Raw genomic sequence first — 18417 nt, forward strand, 5'->3', positions numbered from 1 at the left:
CCACATTCTAGCTACGCGCGGGGCCCTGCGCCGTGTAGTACGGCACGTTGGCGCGCGGCAGCGGCTCGCGGCCACGCAGGTGGTCGGCCAGCTTTTCAGCCATCATGATGACCGGCGCGTTCAGGTTGCCCGTGACGATGTCCGGCATGATGGACGCATCGATCACGCGCAGGTTTTGCAGCCCGTGCACGCGCCCGTAGCCGTCCACAACCGCCATCGGGTCCGACGACGCCCCCATCTTGTTCGAGCAAGACGGGTGATACGCGGTCTCGGCCTGCGCGCGCACAAAGGCATCCAGGTCCGCATCGCTTTGCAGGGCAGCGCCCGGCGAAATCTCGCGGCCCGCATATTGCGCCAACGCGGGTTGCGCGAAGAGTTCACGCGTGATGCGCAGCGCCGCGCGAAATTCGCGCCAGTCCTGCGCGTGCGACATGTAGTTGAACAAGATGCTGGGATGGTCGTGCGGCGAGCGCGACCGAACGTGCACGCGCCCCCGGCTGGGCGAACGCATGGAGCCCACATGCATCTGGAAGCTATGCGCCTTGATCGGGTTGGACCCGTTGTAATTGATGGCCACCGGCAAGAAGTGATATTGCAGGTTCGGCCACGGGAAATCGTCGTGGCTGCGTATGAATCCGCCGGCTTCGAACTGATTGCTGGCGCCGATGCCCGTCCCCATCAACAACCATTCAGCACCGATCGCCGGCTGATTGCGCAACTTGAGCGCGGGGGCCAGCGACACGGGCTGCTTGCATTCAACCTGCACGTAAAGCTCCAGGTGGTCTTGCAGGTTTTCGCCCACACCCGGCAGTTCATGGCGCACGGCGATGCCCAGGCGGCGCAGCAACTGCCCCGCGCCCACGCCAGACCGTTGCAGGATTTGCGGCGACGCGATGGCGCCCGCGCACAGCAGCACCTCGCGGCGGGCAAAGCTGCGGTGCTGCTGGCCGTGCTGCTCCCACGCCACGCCTTCGGCGCGCTGGCCCGAAAATAGAATCACGTCGGTCAACGCCCGCGTCACGATGGTGAGGTTGGCGCGCCCGCGCGCCTGATCCAGATAGCCGCGTGCCGTGCTGGCACGACGCCCGCGCGGGGTCACGGTGCGGTCCATGGGGCCGAAGCCTTCCTGCCGATAACCGTTCATGTCAGGCGTATGCGGATAGCCCGCCTGCGTGCCCGCCGCGACCATGGCATCGAACAACGGGTTGTTGTCCAGCTTGGGCGTGGTGACGCTGACGGGCCCGGCGCCGCCGTGATAATCGCAAGCGCCCACGTCGCGGCTTTCTGCCTTCTTGAAGTACGGCAGGCACGACAGGTAATCCCAATGCGCCAGGCCTTCGACGCGCGCCCAATGGTCGTAGTCCAACGCGTTGCCGCGGATGTAGCACATGCCGTTGATCAATGACGACCCGCCCAGGCCCTTGCCGCGACCGCAGTCCAGCCGGCGCCCGTTCAGGTGCGGCTCGGGGTCGGTTTGATAGCCCCAGTTGTAGCGCCTGCCTTGCAAGGGCATGGCCAGTGCGGCCGGCATCTGCGTGCGGAAATCGAAACGATGATCCTGCCCGCCCGCTTCCAGCAGCAGCACGGTGGTGCCCGGGTCCTCGGTCAGCCGCGTAGCCAGCGTGTTACCCGCTGATCCCGCGCCCACGATGATGTAGTCGTACTCCCGCTTGATCGACATGCCCTTCCCCCCAACACGTACAGAAAGCGGGCGGCCCGGCCTTACGCCCGGCGCCCGGTGCGATGTGCGACGGCGCCGTCAGAACACCGAGGCGAACTCGCCAAGTTCGACCTGGACCGACTTCGTTTGCGTGTATTGGGCCAGCGCCTCCAGGCCGTTTTCGCGGCCCAGGCCCGACTGCTTGTATCCGCCCACCGGCATTTGCGCGGGGGATTCGCCCCACGTGTTGATCCAGCAAATGCCCGCCTGCAAGCGATGCGCGATGCGATGGGCGGCAGCCAGGTCGCTGCTGACCACGCCCGCCGCCAAGCCGTAGCGGCTGTCGTTGGCGCGCTGCACGACTTCGTCCTGGCTATCGAAAGACAGGATGGTCATGACGGGACCGAAAATTTCTTCCTGCACGATTTCCATGCTGTCGTCGCAGTCGGTGAACACGGTGGGGGCCACGTACGCGCCCTTGGCCAGCACGCCGTCCGTCAAGCGCACGCCGCCGGCCAGCAAGGTGGCGCCTTCGCGCTTGCCGATTTCAATCCAGCTCAGCACGCCGTCCATGTGCGCGGCGCTGACCAGCGGACCGAAGTTGGTGCGGGGGTCGAAGGGGTCGCCAACGCGAATGCGGGCCACGCGCTCCAGCACGGCGGCTTCGAATGCCGCCTTTTGCGATCGGTGCACGAAGACGCGCGTGCCGTTCGTGCACACCTGCCCCGAGCTGAAGAAATTGGCCATCATGGCGATGTCCGCGGCGCGTTCAACCGAGGCATCGGGCAACACGATAAGGGCGGACTTGCCGCCCAGTTCCAGTGTCACGCTCTTGAGCGATGCCGCCGCCACGCCCATGACCTGCTTGCCCGTATCCACGCCGCCCGTGAAGGACACTTTTGCGACGCCCGGGTGGCCGGTCAGCCAGTCGCCGATGTCACGGCCACTACCCAGCACCACGTTGAAGACGCCATTGGGCACGCCGGCTTCGGTATAGATTTCGGCCAGCCGCAGCGCCGTCAGGGGCGTGATCTCGGCGGGTTTGAACACCATTGCGTTGCCCGTGGCCAGCGCGGCGGCCGACTTCCACATGGCGATCTGAACCGGATAATTCCACGCGCCGATGCCCGCGATCACGCCCAGCGGTTCACGCCGCGTGTAAAAGAAGCTGGACTCGCGCAGCGGCACCTGGATGCCTTGCACAGCAGCCGCCATCCCCGCGTAGTACTCGATGACGTCCACCCCCGTGGCGATATCCACGGTGCGCGTTTCGGACAGCGGCTTGCCGGTATCCAGCGTTTCCAATTCGGCGAGCTCGTCATTGCGTTCGCGCAGCAACTGCGCAGCCCGCAGCAGTACCTGGCCGCGTTGGGCGGGGGACCGCGCCGCCCATGCCTTCTGCCCTTCTTGCGCGCTGGCCACCGCGCGGTCGATATCCTGGCGGGCGGCCACCTGCACTTCCGCCAACACCGCGCCGTTCGCGGGGTTCACCGTGGTGATGGTCTTGCTGCTGATGGCGTTGGTGCGCCGACCGTGGATGTAGAGTTGCTGGATGGGCAAAGGCATGGGAGTCCGTCCTATTGTCAAAGTGAGGGTGGGCCCAAGGCCGGCTGCCCCACGAATTGGCTGCGAGCTAGCAGCAGGTCTACATAGTCGTAAGCGACGGCGCGCGCTTGTTCGCCCGCGAAATCCGCGCCCATCAAACCACCGCGCAACCACAGCCCGTCGATCATGGCGGCCAGGCCGCGCGCGGCTTCTCGCGCCTGGGCAAGCGGCAGCACGCGCTGGAATTGGCAGCACAGGTTGGAATGCAGACGGCGGTCATTGGCGCGTTGCAGGCGGCCCAGGCGCGGCTGGTGCATGCTGGCTGCCCAGAACGTCAGCCACGCGCGCATCGCGCTGCGCGAGACCTGCGTGGGCACGAAGTTGCCGTCGATGATGGCGTGCAGTTGCGCACGGGCGTCTGACGCGGCGGCGACGCGCGCGCGCGATACGGAATCGCGCAGGTTGCGCAGCAATTCCCGCATGGACGCTTCCAGCAAACCGTCCTTGTCGCCGAAGTAGTGGCTGATGATGCCGGTGGACAGTTTGGCCGCGCGGGCGATGTGCGCGATGGAGCTTTCCGCCAGGCCGACCTGGTCGATGGATTCAAGCGTGGCCTGAATAAGTTGATTGCAACGGATGGGCTGCATTCCGACTTTTGGCATGTTGCGCGGAGTTCCTGGGTGACATGAAGAAAGCGACGAGAACGGCCGACGGCAATGACGGTAACTAGCTGTCGGCGGAGTGCGGTCGAGTCTAATTTATATTGATTGATCGTTCAATATAAAAACGGTAAGGTGCCGCAGACACATCGCCGACGGCCACATCGCTGGCAACACACATCGACGGCAAGCACGCGCACAGCACGAACAGCGCGAACAACGACTCATCGGTAGCACCAGGCAGCATCACCACACGGGGAGACAGCGGTGCGGCATGAACGGATCACTTCGACGCGGTCATCGGCAAGCGCACCGGTCCGGCGCAGCTGGCTGGCGCATACCAATCCCATCGTTTTCCTCAGCGCGGCCGTCTCGGTGCTGGGGTTCGGCGCCCTGCTCATCTGGCAGCCCGATGCCGCGCAGGCATGGCTGCAAGCCGCGCAGTTGCTGGTGGCATCGCACTTTGGCTGGTACTACATGCTGGCCATGACCGTCAGCGTGGGCTTTGCCCTGTGGCTGGCCCTGTCGCGCCACGGCGCGCTGCGCCTGGGCGATGACGACGAGTCCCCGGAATTCAGTTATCTGTCTTGGGTGTCGATGCTGTTTTCATCCGGCATCGGTATCGCGCTGGTCTATTACGGCGTCTACGAGCCCCTGGACCATTTCCTGTTGCCGCCCACCGGCGCGGGTGGCACGCAGGACGCGGCGCGTAACGCGTTGACGCTGACCTTTCTGCACTGGGGCATCCACGGCTGGACGCTTTATGCCCTGACCGCCACCGCGCTTGCCTATTTTGCGTATCGCCACAAGCAGCCGCTGGCGCTGCGTTCGCCCTTGCAGGGGCTGTCGGACAAACCGCTGCCCAAAGCGGTCGGCCATGCGGTGGATGGGTTCGGCGTGCTGGCCACGATCGTCTCCATGGTCACCAATCTGGGCCTGGGCGCCTTGCTGCTGCACGCCGGGCTGACCTACCTGCTGAACGTTCCGAACACCGCTGCCGCCCAGGTGCCCATCGTCATCATCATGATGGTCGTGGCCACCGGTGCGGCCGCGCTGGGCATCAAGCGCGGCATCGCCGTGCTGTCCAACGTCAACACCGCACTGATGTGCCTGCTGTTGCTGTTCGTGTTCCTGGCCGGACCCACCCGCTTGCTGCTGGACGGCATGGTGCAGAACCTGGGCGACTACCTCAACGCGTTCCTGGGCAAGAGCTTCGACCTGTACCTGTACGACATGAAAGCCGTGCGCTGGACCAGTTCCTGGACCATCTTCTATTGGGCCTGGTGGATAGGCTGGGCGCCCTTTGTCGGCATGTTCATCGCGCGTATTTCACGTGGTCGGCGGATACGGGAATTGATCTTTGGGGTGATGCTGGTGCCGCTGGGCTTCACGCTGGCGTGGCTGTCCATCTTCGGCAACACCGCCATCAACCTCGTGATGAACGAGGGCGCGGCGGGGCTGGGCGACATGGCCTTGGCCAACCCGCCCATGGCGTTCTACACGCTGATGGAATACCTGCCGCTGACGCAGTGGGTGGCCGGCGTGGGCGTGGTGATGTCATTCATGCTGTTCTTGACGCCGGTCGATTCCGGCACGCTGATGATCGCCAACCTGTCCGCGCGCAACGCGGACGCCGGGCACGATGCGCCCATCTGGCTGCGGGTATTTTGGGCGTCGCTGACCACGATGCTGGGTGTGGGGCTGCTGCTGGCCGGCAACTTCAACGCAATGCAGACCGCGGTCGTGCTGTGCGGCCTGCCCTTTTCGGTGATCTTGCTGTGCTACATGGCCAGCCTGTACCGGGCGCTGGTCCGAGACAACCCCGAGCCCAGCTCCCAGGCCGTCGCGCGCTGAGTGGCAAGCTCGCAGGCCTGCCGAGCTTCCGGCGTGCCGACTGGCCGACTGGCCGACTGGCCTCGTGCAAACAGACCCGGACTCAGGGCTGGTTGACCACCAGCCGAACCATGATGCGGCGACCCGGTTCCTGGCGTTGCAACACCAGCATCTGCGGGCCCAGGTTGTCGTAGCGCGACAGGTTGGCGCGCCAGCCGCCTTGCTCGAAGGCGGTAGGCCGGCCCCGGTCGTCGCGGGTGATGTCCGATGCTTCCGGGTCGGCGGGCAACTTGCCGCGCAGCCAGTCACGCAAGCCCGACACGGGCATGCTGCTGCCCAGGGCTTCTTCGGCCAGGGCATCGGGGTTATCGGCTTCCAGGCGGGTACCGTCGGCCTTGGTCAGGGTGGCCGCGCCGGGCCGCCCTTGCACGCGCGCTTCGGTTGAACCCAGCGGGTTGGTCAGGTCCAGCACATAGCGCTGGCCGTCATCCGACCACGAAAACCCGCCCTGCACGGCGTTTTGCTTGCCGCCTTCTTCGTTGACGGTGATCGCAAAGCGGCCGATGCGCGAGAACGCGTCGGCGCTGGCGCCTTCAATGGGTTTAGGCGTGGTGGTGCAGGCGGCAAGCGCCGTCGCCAGCAACGCCAAGAACGCCAGGCGCAGCCAGGCAACCATGCCGGGCAGGCGTCGCAATGCCAAAGCCATCACAGATTGACTCCCAGCCGCCGGACAACGTCCTGGACGGTCTTGTTCTTGGGGTCTTTCATCAGCGCCACGCGCAGCAGTTCAATAGCCTGATCGCGCTTGCCTTGGCTCCAGAGCACTTCGGCCAAGTGGGCGGCGATGTCGGCCTCGGGGCGCACGCTGTAAGCCCGGCGCAGATACTGCGCGGCGGATTCGGATTCGCCCATGCGGTACTTGACCCAGCCCATGCTGTCCAGAATGAACGGGTCGTTGGGCGACAGTTCAAGCGCCTGGGTGATCAGGTCCAGCGCTTCGGGCAGGCGCTGGTTGTGGTCGGCCAGCGTGTAGCCCAATGCGTTGTAGGCGTGGGCGTGGTCCGGATCCAGCGCGATGACCTGGCGCAGCATGCGCTCAAGATCGGCCAGGCGGTTCTGGCGTTCGTACAGCATCGCCAGTTCGTATTTGATTTCGACCGTGTCCGGCAGCGCCTGATCGGCGGCTTCCAGGGTGCTGACCGCTTGCGGCACGCGGTCCGCGTCGCGCAGGATCTGCGCCTTGGTCAAGACGCCCAGCGTGCGCTCTTCTTCGTCTTGCGGGCCGGCGGCGTCGATCATGGCCAGCGCATCGTCCACACGGCCGCTCTTGGCGCGCAACGCGGCTTGACGCATCTGCACGGAATAACGCAGCGTCGGGTCGTCGATGCGGCCCAGTTCGCGGATGGCTTCGTCGTAGTTGCCCTGGTCTTCGGCAATGCGCGACAGCAGCACGTGCGCGTCGGCCGCGGCGGCGCCGGCATCGGTTGCGCCCGGCACCGTGGCGCGCTGGCGCTGCTGCTGCACGTCCAGATACTGTTGCAGCAAGGTCTTGGCTTGCGGCAGTTGGCCCGCCTTGTAGGCCAGTTGCGCCTGCATGAACAGCAAGTCGAAGTCTTCCGGCGACCGGCGCGACATGGCTTGCAGTTCGGACAGCGCGCCGTTGTAGTCACCGCTGTCGGCCAACTGGCCCGCCAGCATCAAGCGCACCTTGCGGGCGTTGGGATTGCGGTTGATATAGGCGCGGGCCTCGGCCTGGGCGCGCTGCGGGTCCACCTTGGAACCGTATTCCAGCAGGCGCTGGGCGGCGGGTTCGGATTTCGGGTCGCCGGCCAGGGCCGCGCGGGATTCCTGCGTGGCGCGTTCGTAGTCGCCAGCGGCCGAGGCCACGTCGGCCAGGGCCAGGTGGGCGGCAGGCAGCTTGCGTACGCTGTCGCTCAGGGATTCGTCAAGGATGCGCAGCGCCAGACGGCGGTCGTTCAGGCGGCTGAGCACGGCCAGCGCCTGGCCAATGGCGGCCGGTTTGTCGCGCGAGGCGTCGATGCGGTTGCGCAGCGCCTGGGCCAGGCCCTTGGTCTGGCCGTTGGCAGCCGCCAGGGCAAGCTCGGTGGAGCTGGCTTCGACGTCGTTGGGAGACAGGCGCGCCCACACGCGGGCGGCGTCCAGCGCACCGGCAAGATTGCCGCCGGCCAACTGGAATTCCAGGCCCCGTCGCGCCAGGCGAGGGTCGCCCGTGTCGCGGGCGAGGCCGACCATGGTGGTGGCCGCCGTGCCGTACATGCCGCGCTGGGCGGCGATTTCTGACGCGAGGACGCGGTAGAAGATGTCGGCGGTCAGCGAGACATAGGGCAACTGACCCGGCCGCAGGCGGATCACCTCGGTTTCCGGCTGGCGGTTCTGCGGGGCCATGCGAGGCCCGGTCGCATCACGCGTCCGGCTGTCGGCCGCCTGGGCCGGCAGCGAAAAACCTGTTGCCAGCGCAAGCGCCAACACGGCGATCCCGATATTCATTTGTTTGAAAGACGACTTCACGCGGCCCGTCCGGTTGATGGCACAATCTTCGTACACGCAATTGATGATCTTACACTGGCTCATGCCGGAACTGCCTGAAGTCGAAACCACGCGTCGAGGAATCGACGCCGTCATCACCGGCCGGACGCTCTTGCGACTGGTCATCCACGAAGCCCGCATGCGCTGGCCCATCCCCGCCGACCTGCCGACGCTGATCGCCGGGCGCGACGTGCTGGAATGCGCCCGCCGGGGCAAGTACCTGCTGCTGCGGTTCGAGCACGGCACCCAGATCGTGCATCTAGGCATGTCCGGATCGCTGCGCAGCGTGGCCCCTGGTGAATTTCTGCGCAAGCACGACCATGTCGAATGGATCTTCCAGGACGCGGTGCTGCGCCTGCACGACCCCCGCCGGTTTGGCGCGGTGTTGTGGCACGACCATGCCGACGGCCCCATCGACGCGCATCCGCTGCTGGCCAAGCTGGGCATCGAGCCCTTCGACCCGCGCTTTGACGGCGCCTGGCTGCACCGGCATTTCAAGAACCATGGCGCCGCCGTCAAGCAAGTGCTGCTGGCAGGCATGGCGGTGGTGGGCGTGGGCAATATCTACGCGTCCGAAAGCCTGTTCCGCGCCCGCATCAACCCCAAGACCCCTGCCAACAAACTGTCATTGGCCCGCTGCGAACGGCTGGCCGACATGGTGCGCGCCACGCTGGCCGACGCCCTGACCTCTGGCGGCAGCACGCTGCGGGACTACGTGGGCGCCACCGGTGAACCCGGTGCGTACTTCGAAATACACGCCGCCGTCTATGAACGCGAAGGCCGCCCCTGCCGCGTGTGCGAAACCCCGATACGGCGGTTCGTCCAAGGCCAACGAGCCACGTACTACTGCCCGAAATGCCAAAGGAATTAGCTCTAAGGCCCTGAAATCCCTGGGGAAATCCCTGCATGCCCTCGGCCATTTGTTTATAGCAAACGTATTGCACAAACACTAACGCCACGCTATATTCCTTCCACACACTATTCCTATAACAGTGGAAGGAGCCTCCATGAGCAAGCAATTCGCCTCGCACGCCGACATGGACGACAAGGTCGTCTCGTTCGAAAAACTGTCTGACAACGCCTATGCCTACACGGCCGAAGGCGACCCCAACACGGGCGTGATCATCGGCGACGAGGCCGTCATGGTGATCGACACCCAGGCCACCCCGGTCATGGCGCAAGACGTCATCCGCCGCATTCGCGAAGTCACCGATAAGCCGATCAAATACATCCTGCTGTCGCACTATCACGCCGTGCGCGTGTTCGGCGCGTCCGCCTACAACGCCCAGGAAATCCTGGCCAGCCGCGACACCTATGACCTGATCGTCGAACGCGGCGAACAGGACAAGGCCAGCGAAATCGGCCGCTTCCCCCGCCTGTTCCGCAACGCCGAATCGATTCCGCCGGGCCTGGTCTGGCCGACGATGACGTTCAAGGGCGAAATGACCGTCAACCTGGGCAACCTGGAAGTCAAGCTGCTGCAAGTGGGCCGTGGCCACACCAAGGGCGACACCATCGCCTGGCTGCCCCAGCAGAAGATCCTGTTCGCCGGTGACCTGGTCGAATACCAATCCACCCCGTATTGCGGCGACGCCTATTTCCGCGACTGGCCCACCACGCTGGACGCGCTGTCGGGCTTTGAAGCCGAAAAGATGGTGCCCGGCCGCGGCCCCGCGCTTAAGAACGCCACCGAAGTGCGCCAGGGCCTGGCCGGCACCCGCGCGTTCCTGACCGACCTGTACGGCGCCGTGAACCGCGGCGTGGCCGAAGGCAAGGATCTGAAGACGATCTACCGCGAGGTCTACGACTTCATGAAGCCGCGCTACAGCGACTGGGTCATCTTTGACCACTGCATGCCGTTCGACGTGTCGCGCGCCTATGACGAAGCCTCGGGCCACACGCACCCGCGCATCTGGACCGACAAGCGCGACCTGGAAATGTGGGCGCAGCTGGAAGGCTGACCCCGGCGGGCCGGCAGCCCCGGCCCGATTGATTGCAGCAAGAACCGAAGGCGCGCGTCGCAAGGCGGCGCGTGGCTACGCGCATAAAAACAAAATGACCCACACAGGAGACAACCGTGGGAGACATCGACTTTCAGGCGATGGAGTTCGCCTATGAAAAGCACGCCGACCAAAGCGCCGGCACGCCCCCCCGCCATCAGGTAGTGGTGGTGGGCGCCGGCCCGGTCGGCCTGACCACCGCGCTGGACCTGGCGCGCCAGGGCGTGCGCGTGGTGGTGCTGGACGACGATTACCGATTGTCCACCGGGTCGCGCGCCATCTGCTTTTCCAAGCGCACGCTGGAAATCTGGGACCGTCTGGGCGTTGGCCAGCGCATGATCGACAAGGGCGTGTCGTGGAACGTGGGCAAGGTGTTCTTCCGTGAACAGGAAGTGTGGCGCTTTGACCTCTTGCCCGAACCCGGCCATCGCCGCCCCGCCTTTATCAACCTTCAGCAGTACTACGCCGAAGGTTATCTGTACGAACAAGCCCGCCAGGAACCGAACATCGACCTGCGCTGGAAAAACAAAGTCGCCGGCGTCACGCAGACGGACGACGGCGTCACCCTGACCATCGACACGCCCGAAGGCGCCTACACGCTGCACGCCGACTGGCTGGTCGCCTGCGACGGCGCGCGTTCGCCCGTGCGCAAACTGATCGGCCAGGAAAGCCATGGCCGCATCTTCCGCGACCGCTTCCTGATCGCCGACGTGAAGATGAAAGCCGACTTCCCGACCGAGCGCTGGTTCTGGTTCGATCCGCCCTTTCATCCGAACCAGTCCGTACTGCTGCACCGCCAGCCGGACAACGTCTGGCGCATCGATTTCCAACTGGGCTGGAATGCCGACCCCGTCGAAGCCGTCAAACCGGAAAACGTGCTGCCGCGCATCCGCGCGCTGCTCGGGCCCGATGCGCAATTCGATCTGGAATGGGTCAGCGTCTACACCTTTGCGTGTGAACGCATGGACAAGTTCCGCCACGGGCGCGTGGTGTTTGCGGGCGACTCCGCGCACCGTGTCTCGCCCTTTGGCGCGCGCGGCGCCAACAGCGGCGTGCAGGATGCCGAAAACCTGGCCTGGAAACTGAAGCTGGTGCTGGCGGGCCTGGCCCCCGACACACTGGTCGACAGCTACAGCGTTGAACGCGAATACGCGGCCGACGAGAACATCCTGAATTCGTCGCGCGCCACGGATTTCATCACCCCCAAGAGCGACATCAGCCGCAGCTTCCGCAATGCCGTATTGAACCTGGCCAAGACGCATCCGTTCGCCCGTTCCCTGGTCAATAGCGGCCGCTTGTCCCTACCCGCAACGTATGCCGCGTCGCCGCTGAATACGCCCGACACGGACGCATTCGCGGGCCGCATGGTGCCCGGCGCCGTCGCGCTGGATGCGCCGGTCACGCAGCACGGCGACAAGGACTGGTGGTTGGCGCAGCTGGATGGCGGCTTCGTGCTGGCCGTGTTCTGCGGCAACGCGCTGCCGGACGACGACACGCAGCGCGCGTTGCTGGCGATGCGCATGGGCCCCGTGCCCGTCAAGACGGTGCTGGTGCTGGATGCGCAATGCGATGGCTCGGGCCTGGCTGCCGACCTGCCCGTGGTGACGGACGCGGAAGGTTGCCTGGCCAAGCGTTACGACGCGCAATCGGGCACGGCTTACCTGATCCGCCCCGACCAGCACATCGCCGCGCGCTGGCGCGCCTTCAACGCCGACGCGGTCGCCGCCGCCGTCAAGCGGGCCACGGGCCACGCGTGAAACAAGAGGTCATCCCATCATGCTGATTACCGAAACCAACCTGAGCTCGCCCGACGACTTCTACGAAGCGCTGATCGAAACGCACCGCGACCTGAGCAACGAGCAAAGCCAGGAGCTGAACGCGGCGCTGATCCTGCTGTTGGCCAACCACCTGGGCGACGTGGCGCTGCTGCGCGAGGCCTTGCAGCAGGCCCGCGCGTCGGTAGTGGAACGCGCGTAGCCGCGCGCCGCCCGTGCGGCGGCGCGCGGCTACGTCCCCCCTACCGCCCGCCGCCCACGCCGAACGTATCCACGATCAGCGCACGCAGCCACTGATTGCCGCTGTCGCGGTCAACGCGGCGTTGCCAATAGAGATTCGTCTGTAGCGCGGGCACTTTCACCGGCGGCGTCATGAAGCGCAGCCCGAAAGGCGGCGCGGCGCTGGCGGCCAGTTTTTCGGGAACGGTAGCCAGCAGATCCGTTGCGCTGACGATGTACGGCACCGCCGAAAAATGCGGCACGCTGAAGTGCTCGGCCAGCACGATGCCCGCGCGCTCCATCGACTGGTTCACCTGCCCGTAAGGCGCGGCGCGCGACACGATCAAGTGGCGCTCGGCGCGAAATGCCTTGATGCCCATGCCCGCGTGCGCCGTCGGGTGCGCTTGCCGGAACAAGGTGGCGTAGCCCTGGCGAAACAGCATGCGCTGCAATGTGCCCGCGCCCATTTCATCGAACGCGCCAATCGCCAGATCGACACGGCCGGACTCCATCTCGCGCGGCAGGTCCGGCCCCTGGACCCGCACGGAGTCGATGCGCACCTGCGGCGCCACCTGCACGCAGACTTCCATCAGGCGCGGCATGAAGTGGATTTCGCCCACGTCCGTCATCGCCACGCGAAAGCGACGGCTGCTGGTGGCGGCATCGAACACGTCCTGGTCTTGCAACGCCTGCGTCAGCATGGTCAGCGCCTCGCTGACCGGGCCGGCCAGCCGCTGCGCGCGCGGCGTGGGCAGCATGCCCTGGCCGGTACGCACGAACAACTCATCGCCAAAGGCGTCGCGCAAGCGGCGCAGGGCGTTGCTGACGGCGGGCTGCGTCAGGTCCATGCGGCGCGCCACGGCCGATAGGCTGCGATCTTCCAGCAAGTGCTGAAACAAGATCAGCAGATTCAAATCGACGTTGCGCAGTTCGGCCATGCCGCCCCCCTTTCTACTATTCACAAAATTTATAGTCTGTATTTTTGCATTCCCGTAGCCGTATCGGGGGTTTTTTCCGACAATGACGAATCGCCGCCGGTTTGCACGGCGGCACCCCATACCGAACGCGCGGCCATGCACCGCGCCGCCACAGGAGGATTCCATGGAACTGCAATACCTGACCGGGTTCGGCAACGATTGCGCCACCGAGGCTTTGCCCGGCGCGCTGCCCGTGGGGCGCAATTCGCCCCAGCAATGCCCGTATGGCCTGTATGCCGAACAACTGTCCGGCACCGCCTTCACCGCCCCCCGCAATGAAAACCGCCGTTCGTGGCTGTACCGCATTCGCCCGGGCGCGCAGCACAAACCGTTTGAACCGTTTGCTGGCGCCGCCGGCTGGGAAAGCACGTTCGGCCACGGCCCGGTCACGCCCAACCAGCTGCGCTGGAGCCCGTTGCCGATTCCCGATGCACCGACCGACTTCCTGGAAGGGGTGCAAACCTGGGGCGGCAACGGCGGCCCCGACGAGCAGGGCGGCGTCGCCATCCACCTGTACGCGGCCAACAAGTCCATGCAAGGCCGCTACTTCTACAACGCCGATGGCGAACTGCTGCTGGTGCCGCAACGAGGCCGCCTGCGCCTGGCCACCGAGCTGGGCCTGATCGACCTGGAACCACTGGAAATTGCCGTCATCCCGCGCGGCGTGCGCTTTCGCGTCGAGCTGCTGGACGCCGAGGCGCGCGGCTACATGCTTGAGAACTTCGGCGCGGCGCTGCGCCTGCCCGAGCTTGGCCCGATTGGCTCTAACTGCCTGGCCAACGCCCGAGACTTCAAGACGCCCGTGGCCTGGTACGAAGACATCGAAGGCGACTTCGAACTGATCGCCAAATTCACCGGCGGTTTCTGGCGCGCCCCGATCGACCATTCGCCGCTGGACGTAGTGGCCTGGCACGGCACGCACGCCCCGTACAAGTACGACCTGCGCCACTTCAACGCGGTCGGATCGATCAGCTTCGACCATCCGGACCCGTCGATCTTCACGGTGCTGACCGCGCCGTCGGACACCCCGGGCACGGCCAACATGGACTTCGCGATTTTCCCGCCGCGCATCCTGGCCATGGAAGACACCTTCCGCCCGCCCTGGTTCCACCGCAACGTCGCCAGCGAATTCATGGGCTTGATCCAGGGCGTGTACGACGCCAAGGCCGAAGGCTTTGCTCCCGGCGGCGCCAGCCTGCACAACTGCATGAGCGGTCACGGCCCCGACGCCGAAACGTTTGAAAAAGCCTCGCACGCCGATACGCACAGCGCGCACTACATCCGCGATACGATGGCGTTCATGTTTGAAACGCGCCGGGTGATCCGTCCGACCGCGCAGGCGCTGGCCTCAGGGCAATTGCAGAACGACTACTACCGCTGCTGGCAGGGCATCGTGAAGCACTTCAACCCGAACAAGGCGTGACGGCGACCCCCCGCTGATCCACGCTCACGGCGATGCGCGCAAGCGCATCGCCGTTTGGTATTTGATTTTGGCATTTGCTTTTGGCGTACACCCGCCGGCGTTCCTCCGGTTTACGGCCATCCACACACACATCAACGAGACACGCAGCCATGACCACCACCATCAACGAAACCCACGACCCGTCCTTGAAAAGCTGGGTTGCCAGCGCCAACACCGGCACGTCCGATTTTCCGGTGCAGAACCTGCCCTATGGCACCTTCCGCCGCAAGGGCACGAACGAATCGTTCCGCCCCGGCGTGGCCATTGGCGACCAAATCCTGGACCTGGCCGCGCTGGCCGCACAGAAGCCATTTGAAGGCCTGGCCGCCGACGCCCTGGCCGCCTGCAACAGCGACAGCCTGAATGCGTTGATGGCGTTGGGCCACGCCCACTGGAGCGCCCTGCGCCTGGCGCTGTCGCGTGCCTTGCGCGACGGCGCCGCGCTGCGCGCCACCGTCGAACCGCTGCTGGTGCCGCAAGCCGACGCCGAGCACACCACGCCCGCGCGCATCGGCGACTACACCGACTTCTACATCTCGGTGCACCACGCCACCGCCATCGGCAAGCAATTCCGCCCCGACAACCCGCTGCTGCCCAACTACAAGTGGGTGCCCATCGGCTACCACGGCCGCGCATCCAGCATCGGCGTCGACCAGAAGTTTCCGCGCCCCGTGGGCCAGACCCGCCCGGCCAACGAAGGCGACACGCCGCAGTTCGGCCCGTGCGCCCGCCTGGACTACGAGCTTGAGCTGGGCATCTTCGTGGGCACCGGCAACACCCAGGGCGACCGCATCGACCTGGCCGACGCCGACCAGCACGTCTTCGGCCTGTGCATCCTGAACGACTGGTCCGCGCGCGACATCCAGGCTTGGGAATACCAGCCGCTGGGCCCCTTCCTGTCAAAGAACTTCGCATCAACGATTTCGCCGTGGATCGTCACGATGGAAGCGCTGGAGCCCTTCCGCACGCAGTACAACCGTGGCCCGGCTGAACCGCAGCCGATGCCGTATCTGGCCTCGGACGCGAACCGCGCCAAGGGCGCCTACGACGTGCAGCTGGAAGTGCTGATGACCACCGCGCAGTCGCGTGAGGCCAAGGCGCCGCCGGTCACGCTGTCGCGCAGCAACTTCCGCGACGCCTACTGGAACGTGGCGCAGCTGATCACGCACCACACGGTGAACGGCTGCAACCTGCAACCGGGCGACATGTTGGGCACGGGCACGCTGTCCGGGCCGCAGCCGTCGGAAGCCGGTTCGCTGCTGGAATTGAGCCAAGGCGGCAAGACGCCGATCGACCTGCCCTGGGGCGAAAAGCGCACGTTCCTGCAAGACGGCGACCAGATCATCATGCGCGCCGCATGCCAGAAGGCGGGCTATCCGAAGATCGGTTTCGGCGAAGCCTCCGGCGTGGTGTTGCCGGCCAAGCTGTAAAGCAAACTCCGACGCAAACCCCGCGCGGCGCAAGCGATCACGCGCGCGCTGCGCCGCGCGGGGCACATCGTCAAAAACAAGAAAGGCCGCTTCGTTTACCGGGCGGCCTTTCGTTATTTCATGCCGTCGTTGCCCAGGCATCAGGGCTTCAACGCGCCATCAAGGCAGCCGGTATTTTTCTTCGCGGTAAACCCAGCTTGCCCACAACGCATGCGCCAGCGCTTCTTCGGTCAAGGCCGGGTCCGCGGGCTCGACGGGCGCATAGACTTCGTCCTTGCCCACCGGCGCGGCTTCGTATCGGAATTCGCGCGGCGCTTTCTGTGGCTCCAGCACCAGCAGCTTGTCACCTTGCAAATAGCCGAAGTTGTCGGCGTACTGCATCATTGCGCGGTTCGGATCGCGCTGCGTCAGGTCGGCGCCCAGCATCGGGTTGACGTTGTCCAGCCCGATCAACGACAGCAGCGTGGGCGCCATGTCGATCTGGCTGACCAGGCGTTCGTCCTGGCGCGGCGCGATGCCGGCGCCCAGGAACAGCGCGGGGATCTGGAAGTGGCGTACCGGCACCGGTATCGACCCATACACGCGCGAATCGTGATCGGCAATCACCAGGAACACGGTGTTGTCCCAGTACGGCGCCTGCTTTGCCTTTTCAAAGAACTGCCCCAACGCCCAGTCGGCGTATCGCACCGTGTTATCCACCGTGGCCGGGTCGCCCACCGGCTTGATGCGACCTTCGGGGTATTCCCACGGCGAATGGTTCGACACCGAAAACGCCAGCGTGAAGACCGGCTTATCGCCATCCGCGCGCAGCAGGCGGTCAACCTGATTGAACATGTCTTCGTCGGACGCGCCCCATGACCCTTCGAACACCGGGTTCACGAACTTGGGCCGGTCCACCACTTCATCAAAGCCGTTGCCCAGGAAGAACGCGCGCATATTGTCAAAGTGCGACTCGCCGCCATACACGAAGCGCGAGTGGTAGCCGTGCTTGCCCAGCACCTGCGCCAGCGTGAAGAAGCCGGTTTGCGAACGTGGCAGCTTGACCACCGCGTCAGCCACGCTGGGCAGGAAGCCCGCCGTTACCGCTTCGATGCCGCGCACCGAGCGCGTGCCGGTGGCGTAGGCGCGATGAAACATCCAGCCTTCCTTGGACAGGCGGTCGATATTGGGTGTCAGGTCGCGCCCGCCCAGGCTGCCCACGTACTGCGCGCCCAGGCTTTCCTGCAAGATGATCACCACGTTCAGCGGCTTGTCGCGCCGCACCGTGGCTTTTTGTTCGTGCAGGCTGGGATAGCGCGCATCCAGCGGCGCCCCGGTCAGGCCGGCTTTCGCGCGCACGATGGCGTTCATCTGGTCCACCGGCATCCGTGGATACATCGCGGCCGACGAGCGTTCGTCGCGCATGCGATAGGCCGCGTCGAACACGCTGTACAGCGAATTCAGCGCCAACGCGTTGACCATGGAATCTGAACTGAACGCCACCTTGGCCGGGTTGATGGGCCGGTGTTCGAGCGTGCCGCGCGCGCCCAGCACCACCAGCGCCAGGATCACGAAGGACGCAATCGGCCGCTTCCACCACGCCATGAATCCATCGCGCGAACGCGTCGGAAACAGCTTGAACGCCAGCCATGCCGCCACCACCAGCACCACAAATGCCGCCAGCAGCACGCCCTTGTAGCCCTGCCACAGCATCGACCCCACTTCCTTGGGATTGAGCAGGTAAATGAAGTAAAGCCGGTTCGGCCGCGTGTCGTATTCCGCGATGAACTGCGGCGTGGACACTTCCAGCAGCACATACAGCATCCACCAGACGCGGAACCACCACGCGGTAATCGTCGCGGCCAGCGGGCGATGCCCAAACCACGGCGACAGCACCGCGGGCAACGCAATGACCATGGACAACAGGCAGACGTCGATGCGCAGCCCGCCCAGCAATACCGGCCCCAAGCCGCCGGCCGCTTGCACGCGGTCCCACATCCAGAATGACAGCCCCAGCCGCGACAAAGTCAGCAGCACCAGGACGGCCAGGATGAATCGAAGTGTCAGGCGACGCATACGGCGGCCCTCCGCAAGAGGCGAAGCGCGTTCGCCACCGGTGATGAAAGAATGCCGCTGTTGATGCCGAGCAAAGCCATGCCGTCTCGTAGTCCGAAATGAAAACGGGCAAAGATTAACGCGGTTTTGGGTACACGGCCGGGAGATTCGCAACGGTTCGCGACGGCCGGCAATGGCCGGCAATCGCTTAAACGTTGTACGACATCGTATTTCGCGCTACGTCGCGCGGTCGGCTTCCCGTACGGGCTGGTCGGG

Annotated in this window: 14 protein-coding genes; 7 read left to right on the forward strand and 7 right to left on the reverse strand. The window is 65.4% G+C overall.

From position 1 onward, the window contains the following. Positions 1-7: 7 nt before the first annotated feature. The 3 genes from betA to betI all read right to left on the reverse strand — a co-directional run bounded on the left by betA (position 8) and on the right by betI (position 3867). Complete coding sequence (gene betA, locus KYT87_RS25120) at positions 8-1681, reverse strand: choline dehydrogenase (protein WP_219991117.1); 1674 nt, start codon at positions 1679-1681, stop codon at positions 8-10. A gap of 78 nt (positions 1682-1759) precedes the next feature. Continuing rightward, a complete protein-coding gene (gene betB, locus KYT87_RS25125; protein ID WP_219991118.1) occupies positions 1760-3226 on the reverse strand; it encodes a betaine-aldehyde dehydrogenase in 1467 nt (488 codons plus the stop codon). 17 nt (positions 3227-3243) lie between these two features. Beyond that, positions 3244-3867: a transcriptional regulator BetI gene (gene betI / locus KYT87_RS25130; RefSeq protein ID WP_219991119.1), complete on the reverse strand. Its 624-nt coding sequence runs from the start codon at positions 3865-3867 to the stop codon at positions 3244-3246. Between the two features lie 264 nt (positions 3868-4131). Here betI and KYT87_RS25135 point away from each other — a divergent pair, with 264 nt between their 5' ends. After that, positions 4132-5718, forward strand: coding sequence for a BCCT family transporter (locus tag KYT87_RS25135; protein ID WP_219991120.1), 1587 nt, complete (start codon positions 4132-4134; stop codon positions 5716-5718). 82 nt (positions 5719-5800) lie between these two features. On the opposite strand, the gene lolB is transcribed toward KYT87_RS25135, so the two are convergent. Both lolB and KYT87_RS25145 read right to left on the reverse strand, forming a co-directional pair. After that, on the reverse strand, positions 5801-6403 hold the full coding sequence (gene lolB / locus KYT87_RS25140; protein ID WP_219991121.1) for a lipoprotein insertase outer membrane protein LolB: 603 nt from the start codon (positions 6401-6403) through the stop codon (positions 5801-5803). Beyond that, the gene (locus KYT87_RS25145) at positions 6403-8289 is read right to left on the reverse strand and encodes a tetratricopeptide repeat protein (protein WP_104141967.1); all 1887 of its coding nucleotides are present in this window, start codon (positions 8287-8289) and stop codon (positions 6403-6405) included. The genes lolB and KYT87_RS25145 overlap by 1 nt, the downstream gene beginning before the upstream one ends. Here KYT87_RS25145 and mutM point away from each other — a divergent pair. The 4 genes from mutM to KYT87_RS25165 all read left to right on the forward strand — a co-directional run bounded on the left by mutM (position 8288) and on the right by KYT87_RS25165 (position 12221). Beyond that, on the forward strand, positions 8288-9115 hold the full coding sequence (gene mutM / locus KYT87_RS25150) for a bifunctional DNA-formamidopyrimidine glycosylase/DNA-(apurinic or apyrimidinic site) lyase (RefSeq protein WP_219991122.1): 828 nt from the start codon (positions 8288-8290) through the stop codon (positions 9113-9115). The genes KYT87_RS25145 and mutM overlap by 2 nt on opposite strands. Before the next feature lie 136 nt (positions 9116-9251). Next, positions 9252-10205, forward strand: coding sequence for an MBL fold metallo-hydrolase (locus KYT87_RS25155; protein WP_219991123.1), 954 nt, complete (start codon positions 9252-9254; stop codon positions 10203-10205). 116 nt (positions 10206-10321) lie between these two features. Then, the gene (locus tag KYT87_RS25160; protein WP_219991124.1) at positions 10322-12001 is read left to right on the forward strand and encodes an FAD-dependent oxidoreductase; all 1680 of its coding nucleotides are present in this window, start codon (positions 10322-10324) and stop codon (positions 11999-12001) included. 19 nt (positions 12002-12020) lie between these two features. Further along, a complete protein-coding gene (locus KYT87_RS25165) occupies positions 12021-12221 on the forward strand; it encodes a DUF2783 domain-containing protein (protein ID WP_046805060.1) in 201 nt (66 codons plus the stop codon). A 40-nt stretch (positions 12222-12261) separates the two neighbouring features. On the opposite strand, the gene KYT87_RS25170 is transcribed toward KYT87_RS25165, so the two are convergent. Next, a complete protein-coding gene (locus tag KYT87_RS25170; protein ID WP_046805061.1) occupies positions 12262-13176 on the reverse strand; it encodes a LysR family transcriptional regulator in 915 nt (304 codons plus the stop codon). Positions 13177-13339: 163 nt separating this feature from the next. Here KYT87_RS25170 and hmgA point away from each other — a divergent pair, with 163 nt between their 5' ends. Beyond that, positions 13340-14638, forward strand: coding sequence for a homogentisate 1,2-dioxygenase (gene hmgA / locus KYT87_RS25175; protein WP_219991125.1), 1299 nt, complete (start codon positions 13340-13342; stop codon positions 14636-14638). A gap of 149 nt (positions 14639-14787) precedes the next feature. Further along, the gene (fahA, locus tag KYT87_RS25180; RefSeq protein ID WP_219991126.1) at positions 14788-16107 is read left to right on the forward strand and encodes a fumarylacetoacetase; all 1320 of its coding nucleotides are present in this window, start codon (positions 14788-14790) and stop codon (positions 16105-16107) included. Positions 16108-16266: 159 nt separating this feature from the next. Here fahA and KYT87_RS25185 read toward each other — a convergent pair whose 3' ends face one another. Continuing rightward, positions 16267-18162 (reverse strand): LTA synthase family protein, encoded by a 1896-nt coding sequence (locus KYT87_RS25185; RefSeq protein WP_219991127.1) that lies wholly within the window; start codon positions 18160-18162, stop codon positions 16267-16269. Between the last annotated feature and the right edge of the window lie 255 nt (positions 18163-18417).

Source organism: Achromobacter sp. ES-001 (assembly GCF_019448355.1).
Lineage (GTDB): Bacteria > Pseudomonadota > Gammaproteobacteria > Burkholderiales > Burkholderiaceae_B > Achromobacter > Achromobacter spanius_B.

Excerpts from the sequence above, each read along its gene's own strand:
- betA (WP_219991117.1), bottom strand. The coding sequence starts at position 1,681 with ATGTCGATCAAGCGGGAGTACGACTACATCATCGTGGGCGCGGGATCA.
- betB (WP_219991118.1), bottom strand. The coding sequence starts at position 3,226 with ATGCCTTTGCCCATCCAGCAACTCTACATCCACGGTCGGCGCACCAAC.
- betI (WP_219991119.1), bottom strand. The coding sequence starts at position 3,867 with ATGCCAAAAGTCGGAATGCAGCCCATCCGTTGCAATCAACTTATTCAG.
- lolB (WP_219991121.1), bottom strand. The coding sequence starts at position 6,403 with ATGGCTTTGGCATTGCGACGCCTGCCCGGCATGGTTGCCTGGCTGCGC.
- mutM (WP_219991122.1), top strand. The coding sequence starts at position 8,288 with ATGCCGGAACTGCCTGAAGTCGAAACCACGCGTCGAGGAATCGACGCC.
- KYT87_RS25145 (WP_104141967.1), bottom strand. The coding sequence starts at position 8,289 with ATGAGCCAGTGTAAGATCATCAATTGCGTGTACGAAGATTGTGCCATC.
- KYT87_RS25155 (WP_219991123.1), top strand. The coding sequence starts at position 9,252 with ATGAGCAAGCAATTCGCCTCGCACGCCGACATGGACGACAAGGTCGTC.
- KYT87_RS25165 (WP_046805060.1), top strand. The coding sequence starts at position 12,021 with ATGCTGATTACCGAAACCAACCTGAGCTCGCCCGACGACTTCTACGAA.
- KYT87_RS25170 (WP_046805061.1), bottom strand. The coding sequence starts at position 13,176 with ATGGCCGAACTGCGCAACGTCGATTTGAATCTGCTGATCTTGTTTCAG.
- hmgA (WP_219991125.1), top strand. The coding sequence starts at position 13,340 with ATGGAACTGCAATACCTGACCGGGTTCGGCAACGATTGCGCCACCGAG.
- fahA (WP_219991126.1), top strand. The coding sequence starts at position 14,788 with ATGACCACCACCATCAACGAAACCCACGACCCGTCCTTGAAAAGCTGG.
- KYT87_RS25185 (WP_219991127.1), bottom strand. The coding sequence starts at position 18,162 with ATGCGTCGCCTGACACTTCGATTCATCCTGGCCGTCCTGGTGCTGCTG.